The organism is Nocardioides sp. FY1077 (assembly GCF_058681775.1).
In genome coordinates, this window is record NZ_JBZWDB010000003.1 from 934,665 (window position 1) to 953,260 (window position 18,596).

Consider the following 18,596-nt stretch of genomic DNA (forward strand, 5'->3'; position numbering starts at 1 on the left):
CCCCAGGCAGGTGCGGTCGGCTACTGCTGCGGCGGGTCGATGATGGCGTCGATCACACCGCGGGCCCATTGAAGCAGGGCGATGCCGTCGATGGGCTTGCCCCCCACGACCGCGGTCTGCGGCCGCGGCACCAGGATCGTGTCGACCCCGGTCTTCACGATCGACTTGGGGTACATCCGCATCAGCCGCACCACCTTCGACTCCGGCAGGCTCACCGGGGCGAAGCGCACGTTCTTGCCGGCGGTGGTCACCTCGCCGACCCCGGCCTGGCGCGCACGGGCCCGGAACCGGGCCACCAGCAGCAGCGACGTGACGACCTGCGGCGGCTCGCCGTACCGGTCCATCAGCTCCTCGACGATCGCGTCGACGTCCTCGTCGGAGCGCACCTCGGCCAGGCGCTTGTAGATCTCCAGGCGCAGCCGCTCGCTGGGGATGTAGTCGTGGGGCAGGTGGGCGTCGACGGGGAGCTCGATGCGGACCTCGTTGAGCTCGGGCTCGCCGCCGCCCTTGAACTCGTGGACGGCCTCGCCGACCAGGCGCACGTAGAGGTCGAAGCCCACGTCGGCGATGTGGCCCGACTGCTCGCCGCCCAGCAGGTTGCCGGCGCCGCGGATCTCGAGGTCCTTCATCGCGATCGCCATGCCGCCGCCCAGGTCGGAGTGCTGGGCCAGGGTCGCCAGCCGCTCGTGGGCGGTCTCGGTCAGCGGCTTCTCGCCCGGGTAGAGGAAGTAGGCGTAGGCCCGCTCGCGGGAGCGGCCCACCCGCCCGCGCAGCTGGTGGAGCTGGGAGAGCCCGAGGGTGTCGGAGCGCTCGATGATCATGGTGTTGGCGTTGGAGACGTCGAGCCCGGACTCCACCAGCGTCGTGCAGACCAGCACGTCGAAGCGCTTCTCCCAGAAGTCGAGCATGACCTGCTCGAGCTGCTTCTCGCCCATCTGGCCGTGGGCGGTGGCCACCCGCGCCTCCGGCACCAGCTCGCGCAGGCGGGCCGCGGCCTTCTCGATCGACTGCACGCGGTTGTGGATGTAGAACACCTGGCCCTCGCGCAGCAGCTCGCGGCGCACCGCCGCGACCACCTGCCGGTCCTCGTAGGCGCCCACGTAGGTGAGCACCGGGTGGCGCTCCTCGGGCGGGGTGGTGATGGTCGACATCTCGCGGATGCCGGTGATCGCCATCTCCAGCGTGCGCGGAATCGGCGTGGCCGACATCGACAGCACGTCGACGGAGGTGCGCAGCCGCTTCATCTGCTCCTTGTGCTCCACGCCGAAGCGCTGCTCCTCGTCGACGATGATCAGCCCGAGGTCCTTGAACCGCACGTCGCGGTTGAGCAGGCGGTGGGTGCCGACCACGACGTCGATCGAGCCGTCGGTCATCCCGGCCATCACCTCGGCGGCCTCCTTGTCGCTCTGGAAGCGGCTCAGCGCCCGCAGCACGACCGGGAACCCGCTCATCCGCTCCGCGAACGTCGAGAGGTGCTGGGTGACCAGCAGCGTGGTCGGCACAAGCACCGCGACCTGCTTGCCGTCCTGCACGGCCTTGAACGCCGCGCGCACCGCGATCTCGGTCTTGCCGTAGCCGACGTCGCCGCACACCAGGCGGTCCATCGGCACGACCTGGCGCATGTCGGCCTTGACCTCGTCGACGGTGGTGAGCTGGTCGGCGGTCTCCTGGAACGGGAAGGCGTCCTCCAGCTCGCGCTGCCAGGGGGTGTCGGGGCCGAACGCGTGGCCCTTGGTGGCCTGCCGGGCGGCGTACAGCTTGATCAGCTCGGCGGCGATCTCGCGCACGGCGCGGCGCGCGCGGCCCTTGCGCTTGGCCCAGTCGGCGCCGCCGAGCCGGTCGAGGCTGGGCTGCTCGCCGCCGACGTAGCGGGTGACCTGGTCGAGGGCGTCGGCCGGCACGTAGAGCCGGTCGGCGGGCCCGCCGCGCTTCGAGGCGCCGTACTCGAGCACGAGGTACTCGCGCACCGCTCCCCCGGCCTCGCGCTGCTTCATCTCCACGAAGCGGCCCACGCCGTGCTGCTCGTGGACGACGAAGTCGCCGGCCTTGAGCTCGAGGGGGTCGATCTGCTTCTTGCGGCGCGCGGGCATCTTGCGCATGTCGCGCGTCGACGACTTCTGCCCCGAGATGTCCTCACCGGTCAGCAGCACCACGCGGTTGGCCTCGTCGACGAAGCCCTGGGTGAGGGTGCCGCAGGTCACCGCCACCACGTCGGGGCCGAGCGCGCCGTCGAGGCGGGCCGGCACGTCGTGCTCGCCGAGCGCCTCGACCATGCGGGTCGCCGGGCCGTGACCGGTGTGCACCACGACCGTGCGGTAGCCCGCGGAGCGCCACGCCTCGAGGTCGGTGATCGCCTTCTCCACGTCGCCGCGGTAGGCGTCGACCGGGCGCGCCGAGAGCGCCCGGGTGGGCACCCCGACGTCGCTGGCGCTCATCCCGCTCAGGGCCGCGGCGTCGGCGTCGGCGTCGTCGGCGATGCCGAAGGGGCTCATCGTCCACCACGGCTTGCGCTGCTCCAGCGCGCTCAGGCGCACCTCGGCGAGGTCCTGGTACGACGCGGCGCCCAGGTCGACGGGGGCGGTGCCGCCACCGGCGGCCGCGGCCCAGCTCGCGCCGAGGAACTCCTCGCTGGTCGCGACCAGGTCCTGGGCCCGGCGCCGCGCCCGCTCGGGGTCGAGCACCAGCACGTGGGTGTCGACCGGCATCAGGTCGACCAGCAGCTCCATCTCGTCGACCAGCACGGGTGCCAGCGACTCCATGCCCTCGGTGGCGATGCCGGCGGCGATCTTGTCGGTGAGCTCGAGCAGCTGCGGGTGGGTGCGGCCGAGCTCGGCGGCGCGGGCGCGCACCTCGTCGGTGAGCAGCAGCTCGCGGCACGGCGGGGCCCACAGCCGCTCGACCTTCTCCAGCGTGCGCTGGTCGGCCACCGAGAAGCTGCGGATCTCCTCCACGTCGTCGCCCCAGAACTCCACGCGCAGGGGGTGCTCCTCGGTGGGCGGGAACACGTCGACGATGCCACCGCGCACGGCGAACTCGCCGCGCTTCTCGACCAGGTCGACCCGGCTGTAGGCGGCGTCGGCGAGGCGCTGCACGACGTCGTCGAGACCCGCACCGGCACCGGTCACCAGCTCGACGGGCTCCAGGTCGGCCAGGCCCCGCACCTGCGGCTGCAGCACCGAGCGCACCGGCGCCACGACCACCTGCAGCGGGCCGTTGGAGGCGTCGTCGCCGGGGTGGCGCAGGCGGCGCAGCACGGCCAGGCGGCGTCCGACGGTGTCGCTGCGGGGGCTGAGCCGCTCGTGGGGCAGCGTCTCCCAGCTGGGGTAGTAGGCCACCGTGGCGGGGTCGACCAGGTCGCCGAGCGCGGTGACCAGGTCCTCGGCCTCGCGGGCGGTCGCGGTCACGGCCAGCACGGTGCGGCCGCGCCCCACCAGACCGGCGACCACGAACGGGCGCAGCGCCTCGGGACCGGTGAGGTCGAGGGCCCGCACGGCGCCGCCGGCGGCGTCGTCGAGGACACCGGAGAGCGCCGGGTCGGCCAGCACCGCCTCGGCCAGGGCGGTGACGGCCGGGCTGGCGTCGGTGGGGCGGACGGTGAGGGTGGCAGGCACGGGGCTCCTCGGCAGGACACGGGTCGTCGCACCACGATCGCCCCCGGTCGGGACGACAGGGGGTGGCGACCGCTCCAGTCTAGGTCGCGGCACCGACACCACCGGTGGCGCCGGGGCCGGGCTGCCGCGCCGTCGGTCGCGGGCCGGGCGCGGGGTCGGGGGGCCGGGACAACCAGGGGACCGCCATGATGAGATCGGCACCACAGGCACGGCCGGCAGGCCGGGACGGAAGGCGTGACATGGAGCTGCAGCTGACGGCCGAGGAGCAGGAGTTCCGCGCGGAGATGCGCGACTTCTTCACCACCAAGGTCTCCGAGGAGATCCGCGAGGCGGTGGCGGCCGGGCACGAGCTGTCCCGCGAGCAGATCGTGGAGGCCCAGCAGACCCTCCACGCGGCCGGTCTCGCCGTGCCGCACTGGCCCGAGGAGTGGGGCGGGCGCGGCTGGTCGTCGCTGCAGCGCCACATCTGGAACGAGGAGATGCAGGCCGCCGCCGTACCGCCGCCGCTGGCGTTCAACGCCTCGATGATCGGGCCGGTCATCGCGCAGTTCGGCAGCCAGGAGATGAAGGAGCGCTTCCTCCCGGCCACCGCCAACCTCGACATCTGGTGGAGCCAGGGGTTCTCCGAGCCCGACGCCGGCTCCGACCTCGCCAGCCTGCGCACCACCGCCGTGCGCGACGGCGACGACTGGGTGGTCAACGGCCAGAAGACCTGGACCACGCTGGGCCAGTACGGCGACTGGATCTTCACCCTCGTGCGCACCGACCCCGAGGTGAAGAAGCAGCAGGGCATCTCGATGCTGCTCATCGACATGACCTCCCCCGGGCTCGAGGTGCGCCCCATCGAGCTCATCGACGGCGGCTACGAGGTCAACGAGGTCTGGTTCACCGACGTGCGCGTGCCCGGCGAGAACCTCGTCGGCGAGGCCGGCCAGGGCTGGACCATGGCCAAGTACCTGCTCGGCAACGAGCGCGTCGGGGTCGCCCCGGTGGGCTCCACCAAGCGCCGCCTCGCCCGCGTCAAGGAGCTCGCCGGCGACCTGGCCCACGACCCGCTGACCGCTGCGCGCATCGCCGAGCTCGAGAACGAGCTGCTGGCCCTCGAGCTGACCGCCCTGCGGGTGGTCGCGCACTCCGAGGGCTCCGAGCCCCACCCCGCCAGCTCGGTGCTGAAGCTGAAGGGCACCGAGCTGCAGCAGGCCGTCAGCGAGCTGTACGTCGACCTCGCCGGGCCCGCCTCGCTGGCCTCCGGCGCCGGCGACGACAGCGACCTGCCCGACTGGACGCGCCACGCGACCCCGTCGTACCTGAACCTGCGCAAGGCCTCCATCTACGGCGGCTCCAACGAGATCCAGCGCCAGATCATCTCTCGCACGATCCTCGGCCTCTGAGCCGGTAGGAGGCACACCATGGACTTCACCTACGACGACGAGCAGGACGCCCTGCGCGACGCGGTGCGCGGACTGGTCGGGCGGGCCTACTCCGACTTCGAGCAGCGCCGCCAGACCACGAAGAGCGAGCCGGGCTTCAGCGAGAAGGTGTGGACGCAGCTCGCCGAGATGGGCGTGCTCGGGCTCCCGTTCAGCGAGGACGACGGCGGCGTGGGCGCCGGCCCCGTGGAGATCGCGATCGTGGCCCAGGAGCTCGGCCGCGTCATCGCTCCCGAGCCGTTCCTCACCAGCGTGGTGCTGGCCGGCGGGCTGGTCTCGGCGTGCGGCACCGCCGAGCAGCGCGGCGAGGTGCTCGGCGCGCTCAGCGCCGGCGAGAGCGTGCTGGCCTTCGCCCACGACGAGCCCGGGTCGCGCTGGAGCCCCTCGGCGTCCGGCGTGACCGCGTCGGTCACCGACGGCGCCTGGACCCTCGACGGCGTCAAGGAGCCCGTCGTGCACGGCGCGCGCGCCGACGTCCTCGTGGTCAGCGCGGCGCTGCCCGACGGCGGCACCGGCCTGTTCCTCGTCGAGGGCGGCGCCGCCGAGCGCACTGGCTACTCCACCTACGACGGCGGCCGCGCGGCCAAGGTCGTCCTGGCCGGCACCGCCGCCACGCCGCTGGGCGAGCCGGGCCGCGACCTCACCGCCAGCATCGCGACCGTGCAGGACATCGGTCGGATCATGGCGTGCAACCAGGCGATCGGGGCGATGGAGGTCGCGCTGCGCACGACCACCGAGTACCTCAAGAGCCGCAAGCAGTTCGGCGTCCCGCTGAACACCTTCCAGGCCCTGAACTTCCGTGCCGCCGACATGTACGTCTCCCTCGAGCTGGCCACCAGCCTCACCCAGTGGGCCACGATGGTGCTCGCCACCGGCGACCCCGCCGCCGCGCACGACGCCGCCACCCGCGCCGGCCTCCAGGTCAGCCGGGCCTCGCGCCACGTCGGCCAGGAGGCCATCCAGCTGCACGGCGGCATCGGCATGACCGCGGAGTACTCCGTGGGCAGCTACGTCTCCGTGCTGACCGCCCTGGAGCGGCTCCTCGGCGACGGCCAGCACCACCTCGCCGAGCTCGCCGGCCGCATCGGCGACCACGGCGCCCTCGACCCCCTCGCCTGACCTCCCTCGCCGGTCGGGCGGGGCGGCCGGTCGCCGGTCGAGCAGGGCGCGCTAGCGCCCGTGTCGAAACCCCCGCAACCCGCGCCGATCGAGCACCAGCACACCGTTGCGTGGTCTCGATACACCTCGTCGCTGGCGCTCCTCGGCACTCGACCACCGGGTGGGGCCAGGTCCGCTGCTTTCGCAGGGCGCGCTGCGCCCGTGTCGAAACCCCCGCAACCCACGCCGAGACCCGCCCCGATCGAGCACCAGCGCACCGTTGCGAGGTCTCGACACACCTCGTCCAGCGAATGGTGCCCCCCTCGTTGGTTGAGCAGGGCGCGCAGCGCCCGTGTCGAAACCCCCGCAACCCGCATCGGAACCCGCCCCTGTCGAGTCCCAGCGCACCGTTGCGTGGTCTCGATACACCTCGTCGCTGGCGCTCCTCGGCACTCGACCACCGAGTGGGGCCAGGTCCGCTGCTTGCGCAGGGCGCCCAGCAGACTGATCCGCTCGTTGGTTGAGCAGGGCGCGCAGCGCCCGTGTCGAAACCCCCGCGACCCGCCCCCATCCAGTTCGGCACCGTCGGGTGGGAACGAGCGTCGCCGGTGGACCGAACGGTTGACGAGGTCCACCACGACGGGCAGGGTCGAGCCGCGCGTGCCACCGGGTGGGCGCGGGAGCGCAGGAGGCAACGCATGCGGGGACTGCAGGGCAAGGTCGCGATCGTCACCGGGGCCAGCCGTGGCATCGGCCTCGGGGTGGCGCAGCGGCTCGTCCACGAGGGCGCCCGCGTCTGCGTGACGGGCCGCGGCGCGGAAGCCCTCGAGGAGGCCGTGGCAGCCCTGGGCGGGCCCGAGCACGCGATGGCGGTGGCGGGCAACGCCGGCGACGCCGACCACCGCGCCGAGGTGGTCGAGCGCACCGTCGCGACGTACGGCAGCCTCGACCTGCTGGTCAACAACACCGGCATCAACCCCGCCTACGGCCCGCTGCTCGAGCTCGACCTCGACGTCGCCCGCAAGATCGTCGACGTCAACGTGGTCGCGGCGCTCGGGCTGGTGCAGCTGGCCCACCGGGCCTGGATGGGCCAGCACGGCGGCGCGGTGGTCAACATCGCCTCGGTGGCCGGTGTCGCCACCGCCCCCGGCATCGCGCTCTACGGCGCCAGCAAGGCCATGCTCATCCACCTGACCCGCGACCTCGCCGTCGAGCTCGGCCCCGACGTGCGGGTCAACGCGGTGGCACCCGCGGTGGTGAAGACCCGCTTCGCGAGCGCGCTCTACGAGGGCCGCGAGGAGGCCGTGGCGTCGACGTACCCGCTCAGGCGTCTCGGCGTGCCTGACGACGTCGCGGGCGCGGTGGCGTTCCTGCTCTCCGACGACGCCTCGTGGCTGACCGGGCAGACCGTGGTGCTCGACGGCGGCGTCACCCTCGTCGGCGCCGGCTGAGACACCCCCGCCGGCACCCACCCACGAGACAGGATGAGCCCATGGACCTCTCCCTCACCGACGAGCAGCAGGCCTTCCGCGACCTCGCCCGCACCTTCCTCGACAAGGAGGCGGTGCCGCACCGCGTGCGGTGGGACCGCGACGAGTCGGTCGACCTCGACATCATCCCCAAGATGGCCGAGATCGGGTTCTTCGGCCTGACCATCCCCGAGGAGTACGGCGGGCTCGGCGGCGACTACCTCACCTACGTGCTCGGCATGGAGGAGCTCGGCCGCGCCGACTCGGCGCTGCGCGGCATCGTCTCGGTCTCCAACGGCCTCGTCGGCAAGTCGATCCTCGGGTTCGGCACCGAGGAGCAGAAGCGGGAGTGGCTACCGGCCCTGGCCACCGCCACCCGGCTCGGCTGCTTCGGCCTCACCGAGCCCGGCACCGGCTCCGACGCCGGCAACCTCACCACCCGCGCCCGTCGCGACGGCACCGACTGGGTCATCGACGGCCAGAAGCTCTACATCACCAACGGCACCTGGGCCGACGTCGCGCTCGTCTTCGCCCGCACCGGCGGCGACGGTCCGCGTGGGGTCAGCGCGTTCCTGGTGCCGACCGACACCCCCGGCTTCGAGGCGCGCGAGATCACCGGCAAGCTCGGCCTGCGCGCCCAGGCCACCGCCGAGCTGTTCCTCGCCGACGTGCGGGTGCCGGCGTCCGCGATGCTCGGCGAGGAGGGCCAGGGCTTCAAGATCGCGATGACCACCCTCGACAAGGGCCGCGTCTCGGTGGCCGCCGGCTGCGTCGGCATCGTGCAGGGCTGCCTGGAGACGTCGGTGGCCTACGCCCTCGACCGCACCCAGTTCGGCCGGCCCATCGCCGGCTTCCAGCTGGTGCAGGACATGATCGCCGACATCTCCCTCGACGCCGACGCCGCGCGCCTGCTGGTGTGGCGCTGCGCCGACCTGATCGACCGCGGCGAGCCGTTCCGCACTGCCGCCAGCAAGGCCAAGCTGTACGCCTCCGAGGCCGCCGTGCGCGCCGCCAACAACTGCATCCAGGTGCACGGCGGGGCCGGGTACGTCGACGAGTACCCCGGTGCCAAGTACCTGCGCGACGCGCGCGTGATGACCCTCTACGAGGGCACCAGCCAGATCCAGAAGCTGCTCATCGGCCGCGCCGAGACCGGCATCAACGCCTTCGTCTGACCCGCCGCGCGACCCGCGGCCAGCCCACCCACCCGCCAGCTCGACCACCCCCGTCCCAGGAGACCTCCGTGCCGCTCGACCCCCAGCTCGACTCCCTGCTGCAGTTCATGGCCAGCGCCGGCACCCCGCCGATGAGCCAGGGCACCGCCGACGAGGCGCGCCGGGGCTTCCGCACGCTCGCCGTCGACCTGCGCGACCCCGCGGTGCTGCCGGAGGTGGCCGAGGTCAGCGACGTCGAGGTGCCCGGCGGCGACGGCCCCCGCGCCGCCCGCGTCTACCGCCCGCAGGCGACGGGCGCGCTGCCCACGGTCGTGCTGCTGCACGGCGGCGGGTTCGTCATCGGCGACCTCGACACCCACGACCTGCTGGCCCGCTGCATCGCCGTGGGCGCCGAGGCCGTGGTGGTCTCGGTCGACTACCGCCTGGCCCCCGAGCACCCGTTCCCCGCCGGTCTCGACGACACCCTCGCCGCCACCCGCTGGGTGGCCGACCACCTCGACGAGCTCGGCGGCGCCGACCGCTACGCCGTCGCGGGCGACTCCGCGGGCGGCAACCTGGCCGCCGTGGCCGCGCAGGTGCTGCGCGAGGAGGGACGGGCGCCGGCGGCGCAGCTGCTGGTCTACCCCGTCACCGACATGGGCGGCGCCTACCCGTCGGCGGTCGACAACGCCGAGGGCTACTTCCTCGACGCCGACACGATGGCCTGGTTCGGCGCGCAGTACCTCGGCGACGCCGACCCCTCGCTGCTGGCCGACCCCCGGCTCTCCCCGCTGCACGGCGACCTCGCCGGCGTCGCGCCGGCCGTCGTGGTCACCGCGGAGTTCGACCCGCTGCGCGACGACGGCAACGCCTACGCCGCGGCACTGGAGGCCGCCGGCGTACGCGTCGAGCACCGGGTCTTCCCCGGCATGATCCACGGGTTCGTCGACATGGGCCGGCACTCCCCGGGGGCGCAGGCCGCGCTCGACGAGACCCTCGCGCTGTTCCGCACGCTGCTGCACCCCTGACCCGACCCCGGGCCCAGCGGGGCCCAGCAGGGCCCGGCAGGGGCTCAGCGGTCGTAGGCCATCAGCGCGAGCTCGAGCATGAGCTTGTCGCGCGGACTGCCCAGGTCGCGGCCGGTGAGCGCCTCGATCTGCTTGAGCCGGTAGATCACGGTGTTGCGGTGGCAGAACAGCTCCTCGGCGGCGTGGGTGGGCGACCCGTCGTGGCGCAGCAGCGCCCGCAGCGTGTCGACCAGGGTGGCCACCTGCGCCTCGGGCTGGGTGAGCAGCCCGCCGAGGGTCTCGCGCAGCAGCAGCGGCGCCACCTGCGGGCTGCCGGCCAGCAGCACCTCCGGAAGCCGCTCGGAGACCGAGACCACCTGCGGCAGCCCGCGCGGCAGCGTCTCTGCGGCCCGGGTGGCCAGCTGGTACGCCGCCGCGAACGCCGCGATCCCCTCGGGACAGCTGGCCACGCCCACGCGGCCGGTCGCGTGGGGCGCGAAGACCTGCACCAACCCGGCCTCGTCGGGCAGCGGGCCGGCCAGCAGCCCGAAGTGGGCGCCGGCGCGCACGTGCCAGCGCACGGACACCCCGAGCCGGTCGAGGCGGTCATCGGCCGGCGCCAGCGTCACGTCGAGCGAGCCGTCCTGCAGCGCCACCACGCAGGCCAGGCGGTCGTCGGCGCCGATGCCGAGCTGGTCGAGGGCCTCCTGGGCGAAGTCGGGGTCGCCCCCGCGGCCCTCGAGCAGGGCGTCGAGCACCGTCTGCTGGCGCTGCAGGTCGTGGCGCTGCATGCGCCGCGACTCGCGCCGGTAGGAGTCGATGAGCACGGCGTTCTGGATGTCGAGGTCCGACCACACCGAGCGCGCGGCCAGCAGCAGCACGGCGTCGTCGACGCGGGCGTGCTCGGAGGACGCCGACGACTGCTCCACCAGCGCCTGCCACAGCACCCGGGCGCCCATCGTGTAGGCGTTCAGCACGATCTCGAGCGGCACGCCCTGCCGCGCGCGGCGTCGTCCGGTCTCGCGCCACACGTCGGTGGCGCCGTTGCTCCCGGCCGGCACCGATCCGCTGAGGATCTCCAGGCCACGACGGATGTGCACCCGGGTGCTCTCGCGCACGTCGGTGCGCAGCTCGGGGCCGATGCGGTCGTAGACCTCCGCGTCGCGCTCGAGCAGCGTGAGGGTGATGCTGTCGGCGATGCGGTCGGACTGGTCGACGATCAGCCCCCAGGCCGCCCGCACGTCGTCGGCCGAGGCGGTGGAGAAGCCCGCGCCAGCAGGTCGCTGCGCGGCGGACCCCGGCACCGGTCCCGGGGTGGCGCCGGGTCGCCCGTGGGGGGACACAGGAGGACGTTCGCACTCATCGCACAAGATTGACCAGCCCCGAGGGCCGTTCCCGGCGTCCTGACCAAGGATCTTTGTGCGCGGCGACCAATGCGCAACTTGGGCGCTGCGACCAAGGTGGTGCCCGTCACACCCGCCACGCACGGGGCGGACCCCCTCTCGGTCCCGTGCCGCACGCCCCGACGAAGGAGCGCGATGCCCGCCACCTCCCCCGCCGCGCTGGAGCTGCGCGACGTCACCGTCACCTTCGGCGGCATCACCGCGCTGTCTGAGGTGGGCCTGGTCGCGGCTCCCCGCGAGGTGCTGGGCGTGATCGGCCCCAACGGCGCGGGCAAGACCACCTTGTTCAACGTGGCCTGTGGCTTCGTCACCCCCGACACCGGCACAATCGTGCGCGAGGGCCGCGAGCTCGACGGCCTGCACGCCCACCAGCTCGCCGGCCTCGGGATGGCCCGCACGCTGCAGGGCCTGGGTCTGTTCGACCGGATGAGCGTGCTCGACAACGTCGTGGTCGGCGCCGACCGGCACGCCCGGGTCGGCTTCCTCGGCTCGCTGCTGGCCCTGCCGCGTGCCGCCCGCGAGGAGCGGGCGCTGCGCGAGCGGGCCCACGCCGTGCTCGAGGAGCTCGGCATCGCGGCGTACGCCGAGCGCTACCCCCCGAGCCTGCCCTACCCCGTGCGCAAGCGGGTGGCGCTGGCCCGGGCCCTGGCCGCGGAGCCCACGCTGCTGCTGCTCGACGAACCGGCCAGCGGGCTGTCGTCGGACGAGATGGACGAGCTCGGCGACCTGGTGCGCCGGCTCACCGACCGGATGGCCGTGATGCTCGTCGAGCACCACATGGACCTGGTGATGCGGGTGTGCGACCGCATCACGGTGCTCGACTTCGGGCGGGTCATCGCCCACGGCACCCCCGCCGAGGTGCGCGACGACCCCGCCGTGCTGGCCGCCTACCTCGGCGACGAGGTCGGCGACGAGGAGGCCCCGGGCCGGCTGCCCGAGGACGCCGCGTCGTCGACGGCCCCCACGACCCGGACGGGCGGGCGCTGACGTGCTGGCCGTCCACGACCTGTGCACCAGCTACGGACCCGTCAAGGCGCTGCAGCAGGTGAGCCTCACCGCCCACGAGGGCCAGATCACCGCCGTGCTCGGCGCCAACGGCGCGGGCAAGACCACGCTGCTGCGCACGATCTCGGGCCTGCAGCGCGCCGACTCCGGCACCGTCGAGCTCGCCGGCAAGGCGCTGGGCCGGGTGGCCGCCGACCGGATGCCGCTGCTCGGCATGGCCCACGTGCCCGAGGGGCGCGGGGTGATCACCGAGCTCACGGTGGAGGAGAACCTGCGCCTCGGCGGGCTCGGGCGCGGACGACGGGTGCAGCCCGGCGACCTCGACCGCGTCTACGGGCTCTTCCAGGTGCTCGGCGACCGGCGCGCGGCGCTGGCCCACACGCTGTCGGGCGGTGAGCGCCAGATGCTCGTCATCGGCCGGGCGCTGATGGCCGGCCCCCGCATGCTGCTGCTCGACGAGCCGTCGCTGGGCCTGGCCCCGCGGATCGTGGCGCAGATCTTCGACCTGCTGCGCGGGCTGGTGCGCACCGAGGGCCTCAGCGTGCTCCTGGTCGAGCAGAACGCCCGCTCGGCGCTGTCGGTCGCCGACCACGGCGTCGTGCTCAACCTGGGCCGCGTCGTCGCCGACGACGACGCCGCCACGCTGGCGGCCGACGACCAGCTCCGACACGCCTACCTGGGGTTCTGATGCGACCCGCACGACGAGAGGGAGAAACCCCGTGCAACAGCTGCTGAACACCTTCCTGGGCGGGTTGACGCTCGGCATGGTGTACGCCGCGTTCGCCCTGGCCCTGGTGCTGATCTTCCGGTCCACCCGGATCGTGAACTTCGCCCAGGCCCCGATGGCCATGGTCACCACGCTGATCGCCCTGACCCTCATCGACGAGGGCTACTCCTACTGGGTCGGATTCGTGGTGGCCCTGCTCGCCGGCCTGCTGCTCGGTGCCCTGGTCGAGCGGCTGGTGATCCGCCCGGTGGAGGACAAGCCCGAGATCAACGCGGTCATCCTCACCCTGGGGCTGTTCATCACCCTGCACGCGCTGGCCGCGGTGGTCTTCGGCAACAGCTACCGCTCGTTCCCCGCGCCGTTCGGCATCCGCGGCCTCGAGGTCGGCGGCTCCACGATCGCGCTGACCGGCTTCGGCATCTTCACGATCCTCGCGGTGGTGGTGGTGATGCTGCTGCTGGTGGCGCTGTTCCGGTTCACCGACGTCGGGCTGCGGATGCGCGCGGCGGCGTACAACCAGGAGGTCGCCCGGCTGCTCGGCGTGCGGGTCGGGCGCATGCTCACCCTGGGCTGGGCGCTGGCGGCCCTGGTGGGCTCGCTGTCGGGCATCCTGATCGCCGGCGGCAGCCTCGTGCACCCCGGCTACATGGACTCGGTCGTCGTCTACGGCTTCGTCGCGGCCGTGCTCGGCGGGCTGGAGAGCCCGATCGGCGCGGTGGTCGGCGGGCTGCTGCTCGGCATCTCGCTCAGCTTCGTCAGCGGGTACGTCGGCTCCGAGCTGGTGGCGCTGGCCTCGCTGGTCATCCTGATGGCCGTGCTCACCCTGCGGCCCGGGGGCCTGTTCTCCCAGGCCGCGGCGCGGAGGGTCTGATGGGCGCGCTGTCCGGTCCCGCGCTGCTGCGCAGGTGGCGCGAGTCGGTGCTCGGACGCCACCTGCTCCTGGCGCTGCTGGGGCTGCTGGTCGTGGTGGTGGTGCTCGAGGTCGTCAGCGACTACCGCGCCATCCAGCTCTCCTCCATGGCCTACCTCGGCATCGCCGCGGGCGGGCTCACCGTGCTCACCGGCGTCAACGGCCAGATCTCCCTGGGCCACGGCGCCCTGATGGCCATCGGCGCCTACACCACCGCCCTGCTGCTGCCCGACCGCGACGCCTCCACCCCGCTGCTGCTCGTGGTGCTGGCCGCCGTGCTGGTCACACTGGCGGTGGGGGCCGCGGTCGGCGCTGCCGCCGCGCGGCTGCACGGCCCCTACCTCGCCGGCGCCACGCTGGCCCTGGCGGTGGCCGTGCCCGGCATCGCGCTGTTCTACGCCGAGCGCCTCGGGGGTGAGCAGGGCCTGCGGGTCGTGCTGCCCGACGTGCCGACGTGGGCCCTCGACGCCGAGTACTTCCTCACCGGCACCGAGATGTCGACCAGCCAGTGGGTCTCGCTGCTGTCGTGGTTCGTGCTGATCGTGACGTTCGTGCTGCTGGCCGACCTCTCGCGCGGGCGGGTCGGACGCCGGTGGCGCGCCGTGCGCGACGACGAGGTCTCCGCCGAGCTCGCCGGCATCCGGCTGGGCCGGGCCCGGGTCTCGGCGTTCGTGGTGAGCGCCGCCGCGGCGGGGGCCGCCGGCGCCATGCTCGCCCTGTCGGTGCGGCTGGCCGCCCCGAGCGGTTTCACGCTGACCCTGAGCCTCACGCTGCTCACCGCGGTCGTGCTCGGCGGCCTCGGCTCGCTGTCCGGGGCGCTCGTGGGCGCGGCGCTGCTGACCATCCTGCCGCCGCTGGTCACCGACCTCGGGTCGGGTGCCGGCCTCACCGACATCCGTGCCGCCGAGCTCGCACCGCTGGTCTACGGCCTGGTGATGATGGCCGTCGTGCTGCTGGCCCCGGCCGGCATCGTCGGCTCGCTGCAGGTCTGGCGCATCCGCCGCCGGGCCCGCACCGCCGTCCCGCCCGGCTCGTCGTCGGGCTCGTCGTCCGGTCCCGCTGCCGGTCCGTCCGGTGCCTCCGGTGCCTCCGGCGCCACTGCGGCGTCGTCCTCGTCTCGCTCCTCCGTCCCCACCACCTCGAAGGGAACCCCATCACCATGAATCGACGACCCAGGATCATCGGCCCGTTGGCCGGTCTGGTCGCGGCGTCCACGCTGCTCGCAGCGTGCGGCGCCGGAGGCGACCGGGAGGAGGAGAGCGGCGGCAGCGACGGCGGCTCGGGCGGCTCCACGGACGTCGGCATCACCGACGACTCCATCACCATCGGCGCGCACTTCCCGCTGACCGGGGTCGCGGCCCCGGGCTACAGCGAGATCCCGCTCGGCGCCGCGGCGTACTTCGACCACGTCAACGCCAACGGCGGCGTCTACGGGCGCCAGATCGAGTACATCGTCAAGGACGACGGCTACAACCCCACCAACACCAGCACCGTCACCAACGAGCTGGTCCTGCAGGACGAGATCTTCGCGATGGTCGGCGGCCTCGGCACGCCCACCCACAGCGCGGTCGTCGACTTCCTCAACGACGAGGGCGTGCCCGACATGTTCGTCTCGTCGGGCTCGCTGCAGTGGGGCGACGACGTGGAGAACCGGCCCTACACCTTCGGCTGGCAGCCCGACTACGAGATCGAGGCCAAGATCATCGGCCAGTACGTCGCCGAGAACATGCCCGACGCCAAGGTCGGGCTGTTCCTGCAGGACGACGACCTCGGCGAGGACGCCGAGGTGGGCGTGCGCCGCTACCTCGACGAGCAGATCGTCGAGGTGCAGCGCTACACCTCCGGCAACACCGACGTCGGCCCGCAGATCTCGGCCCTGCAGGCCTCCGGCGCCGACCTGGTGCTGTCGTTCAACACCCCGTCGTACACCGCGCTGAGCCAGCTGGTCGCCCTCGAGCTGGGCTACCAGCCGCAGTGGTTCTACTCCAACATCGGCTCCGACCCCCAGCTGGTCGGCTCGCTGCTCTCCCGGTTCTCCGAGGGCGCGGTGGAGGGCACCGACAGCTCGCTCGACGGCGTGCTGACCTCGGAGTACATCCCCGGCATCGACGACCCGGACGACCCGTGGACCCAGCTGTGGCAGCAGGTCTGGGACGAGCAGGGCGAGGAGGGCGAGCTGACCAACTACCGCATCTACGGCATGTCCAGCGCCTACGCCTTCGTGCAGAGCCTGGTCGCCGCCGGCGAGGACCTCACCCGTGACGGCCTCGTGGAGGCGCTCGAGGAGAACGGCGAGGGCCTCGACGGCCCGCAGCTCGCCCCGTTCCGCTACACCGCCGACAGCCACCTCGGCATCTCCGGCGTGCAGATCGTCGAGCTGCAGGGCGGCAAGTCGGAGCCGGTCACCCCGGTGCTCGTCACCGACATCGGCGAGGCCGAGATCACCGAGGACTCCTCCGGCCAGGCCGAGGACTCCCCGCCCGAGAACGGCATCCCCGAGGCCCCCTGACCCACGGGTCCTGCCTGCGACGGGCCGTCCACCCCACCCGGGGCGGGCGGCCCGTCGTCACGTCGGCGCCCGTCGGCGCCCGTAGGCGCCCGGGTCAGCCGCGGCGGCTCTCCAGCACGCGGAAGCCCTTGCTGCTGGCCAGGCGCGTCGTGGGCCAGCCCTGCTCGCCGAGCCAGCGCTGCAGCGAGTCGGCACCGAGGTTCTTGCCGACCACCATCACCGCGCGCCCGTCGGGGGCGAGGCGGGGCAGCCAGGTGAGCAGCAGGTCGTGCAGGGCCGGCTTGCCGATGCGGATGGGCGGGTTCGACCAGATCTCGTCGTACGCCGCGTCGTCGGGCACGCCGTCGGGCGTGGTGGCGGTGAACCGGTCGGCCACGCCGAGGGCGGCGGCGTTCTCCCGGGCCAGCAGCAGGGCGCGCTCGTTGACGTCGACGGCGGTGACCACCGCGCCCGGCACGACGCGGGCCACTGCGAGCCCGATGACACCCCAGCCGCAGCCGAGGTCGAGCACGCGACCGGCGTCCGGCGGCCCGGTCTCGCGGAACAGCGCCGCCGTGCCGACGTCGAGCCGGCCGCGGGCGAAGACCCCCGAGCCCGACTGCAGGCGCAGCTCGTGGCCCCACACGCGGGCCACCACGGGCGCGCGGGTGAACGCCACGGTGGGGTCGGCGGTGAAGTAGTGCTCGTCGTCGGGCCCGGTCGGGTCAGTCACAGGTCCTCCTGGCGCGGGTCTGCGCGGCACGGGCGGCCAGCTCGTCGTCGGCGGCGTACACGACCTCCTCGAGGGTCAGCCCGTGGGGCTGGGCCACGCTGACGGCGCCGTCGCGGCTGGTGCCTCCCAGCACGTCGGCGGCCCACCCCACGTCCTGGCGCCCGTCGCCGATGGCCAGCAGGCAGCCCACCAGCGAGCGCACCATCGAGTGGCAGAACGCGTCGGCGCGCACCAGCGCCACCGCCAGGCCGCCCTCGTCGCGCGACCAGCGCAGGTCCATCAGCGTGCGGATGGTGGTGGCGCCCGCACGGCGCCGGCAGAACGCGACGAAGTCGTGGCGGCCCAGGAACGCCTCGGCGGCGGTGTTCATCGCGTCGAGGTCGAGCTCGCGCGACCACGCCAGCACCTCGCGGCGGCGCAGCGGGTCGACCAGCCCCGGGTCGTCGGCCACCCGGTAGGCGTAGCGGCGCCACAGCGCGCCGAACCGGGCGTCGAACCCCGGCGGCGCCTCCACGAGCCCCCGCACCTGCACGTCGTCGCCGACGATGCCGTTGACCCGCCGCGCCAGCGCGGAGAGCGGCGGCTCCGGCGAGCGGCCCGTCGAGCCGGTCACCAGCGCCTCGTCGACGTCGAGGTGCAGCACCTGGGCGCGCGCGTGCACGCCGGTGTCGGTGCGCCCCGCGCAGACCACCGGCACCCGCCCGGTGCGCAGCGCCGTGGACAGCGCCGCCTCCACCTCACCCTGCACGGTGCGCAGGCCCGGCTGCAGGGCCCAGCCGTGGAAGTCGGTGCCGTCGTAGGAGAGGTCCATCCGCAGCCGCACGGTGGGTCATCCTAGGGCGCCGGGGGCGGCGGTCCTCCCGGCGACCGGGGCGGGGCCACGGGCAGGCCGGTCGGCGGCGCCGGCGGCGGGCCGGTGGGCGGGCTCGTGGGCGGGCCCGCAGGGGGCCCGCCGGGCAGCCGCAGGCCCAGCTCGTGCAGCTCGAGCGCGGCGAGCGCCCGCACGGTGGCGGGGTCACCCCGGCGCCAGCCGGCGGCGGCGTCCGGCACCCGCGCCAGCACCCGCACCGGCTGGCGGGCCAGGGCGCGCAGCGCGAACAGGTCGGGGTCGCCCCCGCCGTGCAGGTAGCGGCGGGCCAGCGTGGCCGCGACCACGAAGCGCAGCCGCGGCGGGAGCCACCACGGCAGCACCACCAGCACGAGCAGGACCGCGACCACCACGCCCGACCAGAACGCCACCCGGTCGACGGCGTCGGCGCCGTCGGAGCCGGCTTGGGCGATGCCGGCGGCGGCCTCGGCAGCGCGCTCGAACGGCGCCGCGGCCTCGTCGCCCACCACCGGCGTCCCGTCGAGGGTGTCGCCGGCGCTGGTCAGGCCGTCGGCCAGGCTCGTGCCCGCGGTGTCGACGGAGCGCACCTGGTCGGCCACCCCGCCGATGCCGTCGGTGAGCTGGGCGCCGACCCAGATCGCGAGGACGACCCACAGCACGACGAGGAGGTCGCAGACCACCTGCACGGTCCGGCGGGCGGGGTTGTCGGCGTAGAGGACCATCGCACCACCC

15 protein-coding genes are annotated in these 18,596 nt (G+C 73.8%); 10 read left to right on the plus strand and 5 right to left on the minus strand.

Annotation, left to right across the window (positions count from 1 at the left end; translation table 11 throughout):
• Positions 1 to 20: 20 nt before the first annotated feature.
• Entirely contained in the window at positions 21 to 3,611 is a 3,591-nt protein-coding gene (gene mfd / locus AC4OR8_RS14040) for a transcription-repair coupling factor (protein ID WP_492166182.1), read from the minus strand.
• Positions 3,612 to 3,850: 239 nt separating this feature from the next.
• Here mfd and AC4OR8_RS14045 point away from each other — a divergent pair, with 239 nt between their 5' ends.
• The 5 genes from AC4OR8_RS14045 (at position 3,851) to AC4OR8_RS14065 (ending at position 9,790) form a co-directional block, all read left to right on the plus strand.
• Positions 3,851 to 5,002: an acyl-CoA dehydrogenase family protein gene (locus AC4OR8_RS14045; protein ID WP_492166183.1), complete on the plus strand. Its 1,152-nt coding sequence runs from the start codon at positions 3,851 to 3,853 to the stop codon at positions 5,000 to 5,002.
• 18 nt (positions 5,003 to 5,020) lie between these two features.
• Complete coding sequence (locus tag AC4OR8_RS14050) at positions 5,021 to 6,160, plus strand: acyl-CoA dehydrogenase family protein (protein ID WP_492166184.1); 1,140 nt, start codon at positions 5,021 to 5,023, stop codon at positions 6,158 to 6,160.
• A 677-nt stretch (positions 6,161 to 6,837) separates the two neighbouring features.
• Positions 6,838 to 7,590: an SDR family oxidoreductase gene (locus AC4OR8_RS14055; RefSeq protein WP_492166185.1), complete on the plus strand. Its 753-nt coding sequence runs from the start codon at positions 6,838 to 6,840 to the stop codon at positions 7,588 to 7,590.
• A 41-nt stretch (positions 7,591 to 7,631) separates the two neighbouring features.
• Complete coding sequence (locus AC4OR8_RS14060) at positions 7,632 to 8,783, plus strand: acyl-CoA dehydrogenase family protein (protein WP_492166186.1); 1,152 nt, start codon at positions 7,632 to 7,634, stop codon at positions 8,781 to 8,783.
• A 68-nt stretch (positions 8,784 to 8,851) separates the two neighbouring features.
• Positions 8,852 to 9,790 carry an alpha/beta hydrolase gene (locus tag AC4OR8_RS14065; protein WP_492166187.1) on the plus strand — a complete coding sequence of 313 codons (939 nt, stop codon included), beginning with the start codon at positions 8,852 to 8,854 and terminating at the stop codon, positions 9,788 to 9,790.
• A gap of 44 nt (positions 9,791 to 9,834) precedes the next feature.
• Here the strand turns inward: AC4OR8_RS14065 and AC4OR8_RS14070 are convergent, their stop codons facing one another.
• On the minus strand, positions 9,835 to 11,073 hold the full coding sequence (locus AC4OR8_RS14070) for a PucR family transcriptional regulator (RefSeq protein ID WP_492166188.1): 1,239 nt from the start codon (positions 11,071 to 11,073) through the stop codon (positions 9,835 to 9,837).
• 234 nt (positions 11,074 to 11,307) lie between these two features.
• On the opposite strand from AC4OR8_RS14070, the gene AC4OR8_RS14075 reads away from it, so the two are divergent.
• From AC4OR8_RS14075 to AC4OR8_RS14095, 5 genes are read left to right on the plus strand one after another with little or no spacing between them, the layout of a single operon-like run.
• A complete protein-coding gene (locus AC4OR8_RS14075; protein WP_492166189.1) occupies positions 11,308 to 12,159 on the plus strand; it encodes an ABC transporter ATP-binding protein in 852 nt (283 codons plus the stop codon).
• A 1-nt stretch (position 12,160) separates the two neighbouring features.
• Positions 12,161 to 12,865, plus strand: coding sequence for an ABC transporter ATP-binding protein (locus tag AC4OR8_RS14080; protein WP_492166190.1), 705 nt, complete (start codon positions 12,161 to 12,163; stop codon positions 12,863 to 12,865).
• A 31-nt stretch (positions 12,866 to 12,896) separates the two neighbouring features.
• The gene (locus AC4OR8_RS14085; RefSeq protein ID WP_492166191.1) at positions 12,897 to 13,775 is read left to right on the plus strand and encodes a branched-chain amino acid ABC transporter permease; all 879 of its coding nucleotides are present in this window, start codon (positions 12,897 to 12,899) and stop codon (positions 13,773 to 13,775) included.
• Entirely contained in the window at positions 13,775 to 14,977 is a 1,203-nt protein-coding gene (locus AC4OR8_RS14090; protein ID WP_492166192.1) for a branched-chain amino acid ABC transporter permease, read from the plus strand. Before AC4OR8_RS14085 ends, AC4OR8_RS14090 begins: the two co-directional genes overlap by 1 nt.
• Positions 14,974 to 16,323, plus strand: coding sequence for an ABC transporter substrate-binding protein (locus AC4OR8_RS14095; protein WP_492166193.1), 1,350 nt, complete (start codon positions 14,974 to 14,976; stop codon positions 16,321 to 16,323). Before AC4OR8_RS14090 ends, AC4OR8_RS14095 begins: the two co-directional genes overlap by 4 nt.
• A gap of 94 nt (positions 16,324 to 16,417) precedes the next feature.
• Here the strand turns inward: AC4OR8_RS14095 and AC4OR8_RS14100 are convergent, their stop codons facing one another.
• Genes AC4OR8_RS14100 through AC4OR8_RS14110 form a run of 3 tightly spaced genes read right to left on the minus strand, consistent with a single transcriptional unit; the run spans position 16,418 to position 18,586 of the window.
• Complete coding sequence (locus AC4OR8_RS14100; RefSeq protein WP_492166194.1) at positions 16,418 to 17,035, minus strand: class I SAM-dependent methyltransferase; 618 nt, start codon at positions 17,033 to 17,035, stop codon at positions 16,418 to 16,420.
• The gene (truA, locus tag AC4OR8_RS14105; RefSeq protein WP_492166195.1) at positions 17,028 to 17,858 is read right to left on the minus strand and encodes a tRNA pseudouridine(38-40) synthase TruA; all 831 of its coding nucleotides are present in this window, start codon (positions 17,856 to 17,858) and stop codon (positions 17,028 to 17,030) included. Before truA ends, AC4OR8_RS14100 begins: the two co-directional genes overlap by 8 nt.
• Before the next feature lie 11 nt (positions 17,859 to 17,869).
• Positions 17,870 to 18,586 (minus strand): hypothetical protein, encoded by a 717-nt coding sequence (locus AC4OR8_RS14110; protein ID WP_492166196.1) that lies wholly within the window; start codon positions 18,584 to 18,586, stop codon positions 17,870 to 17,872.
• Positions 18,587 to 18,596: the final 10 nt, after the last annotated feature.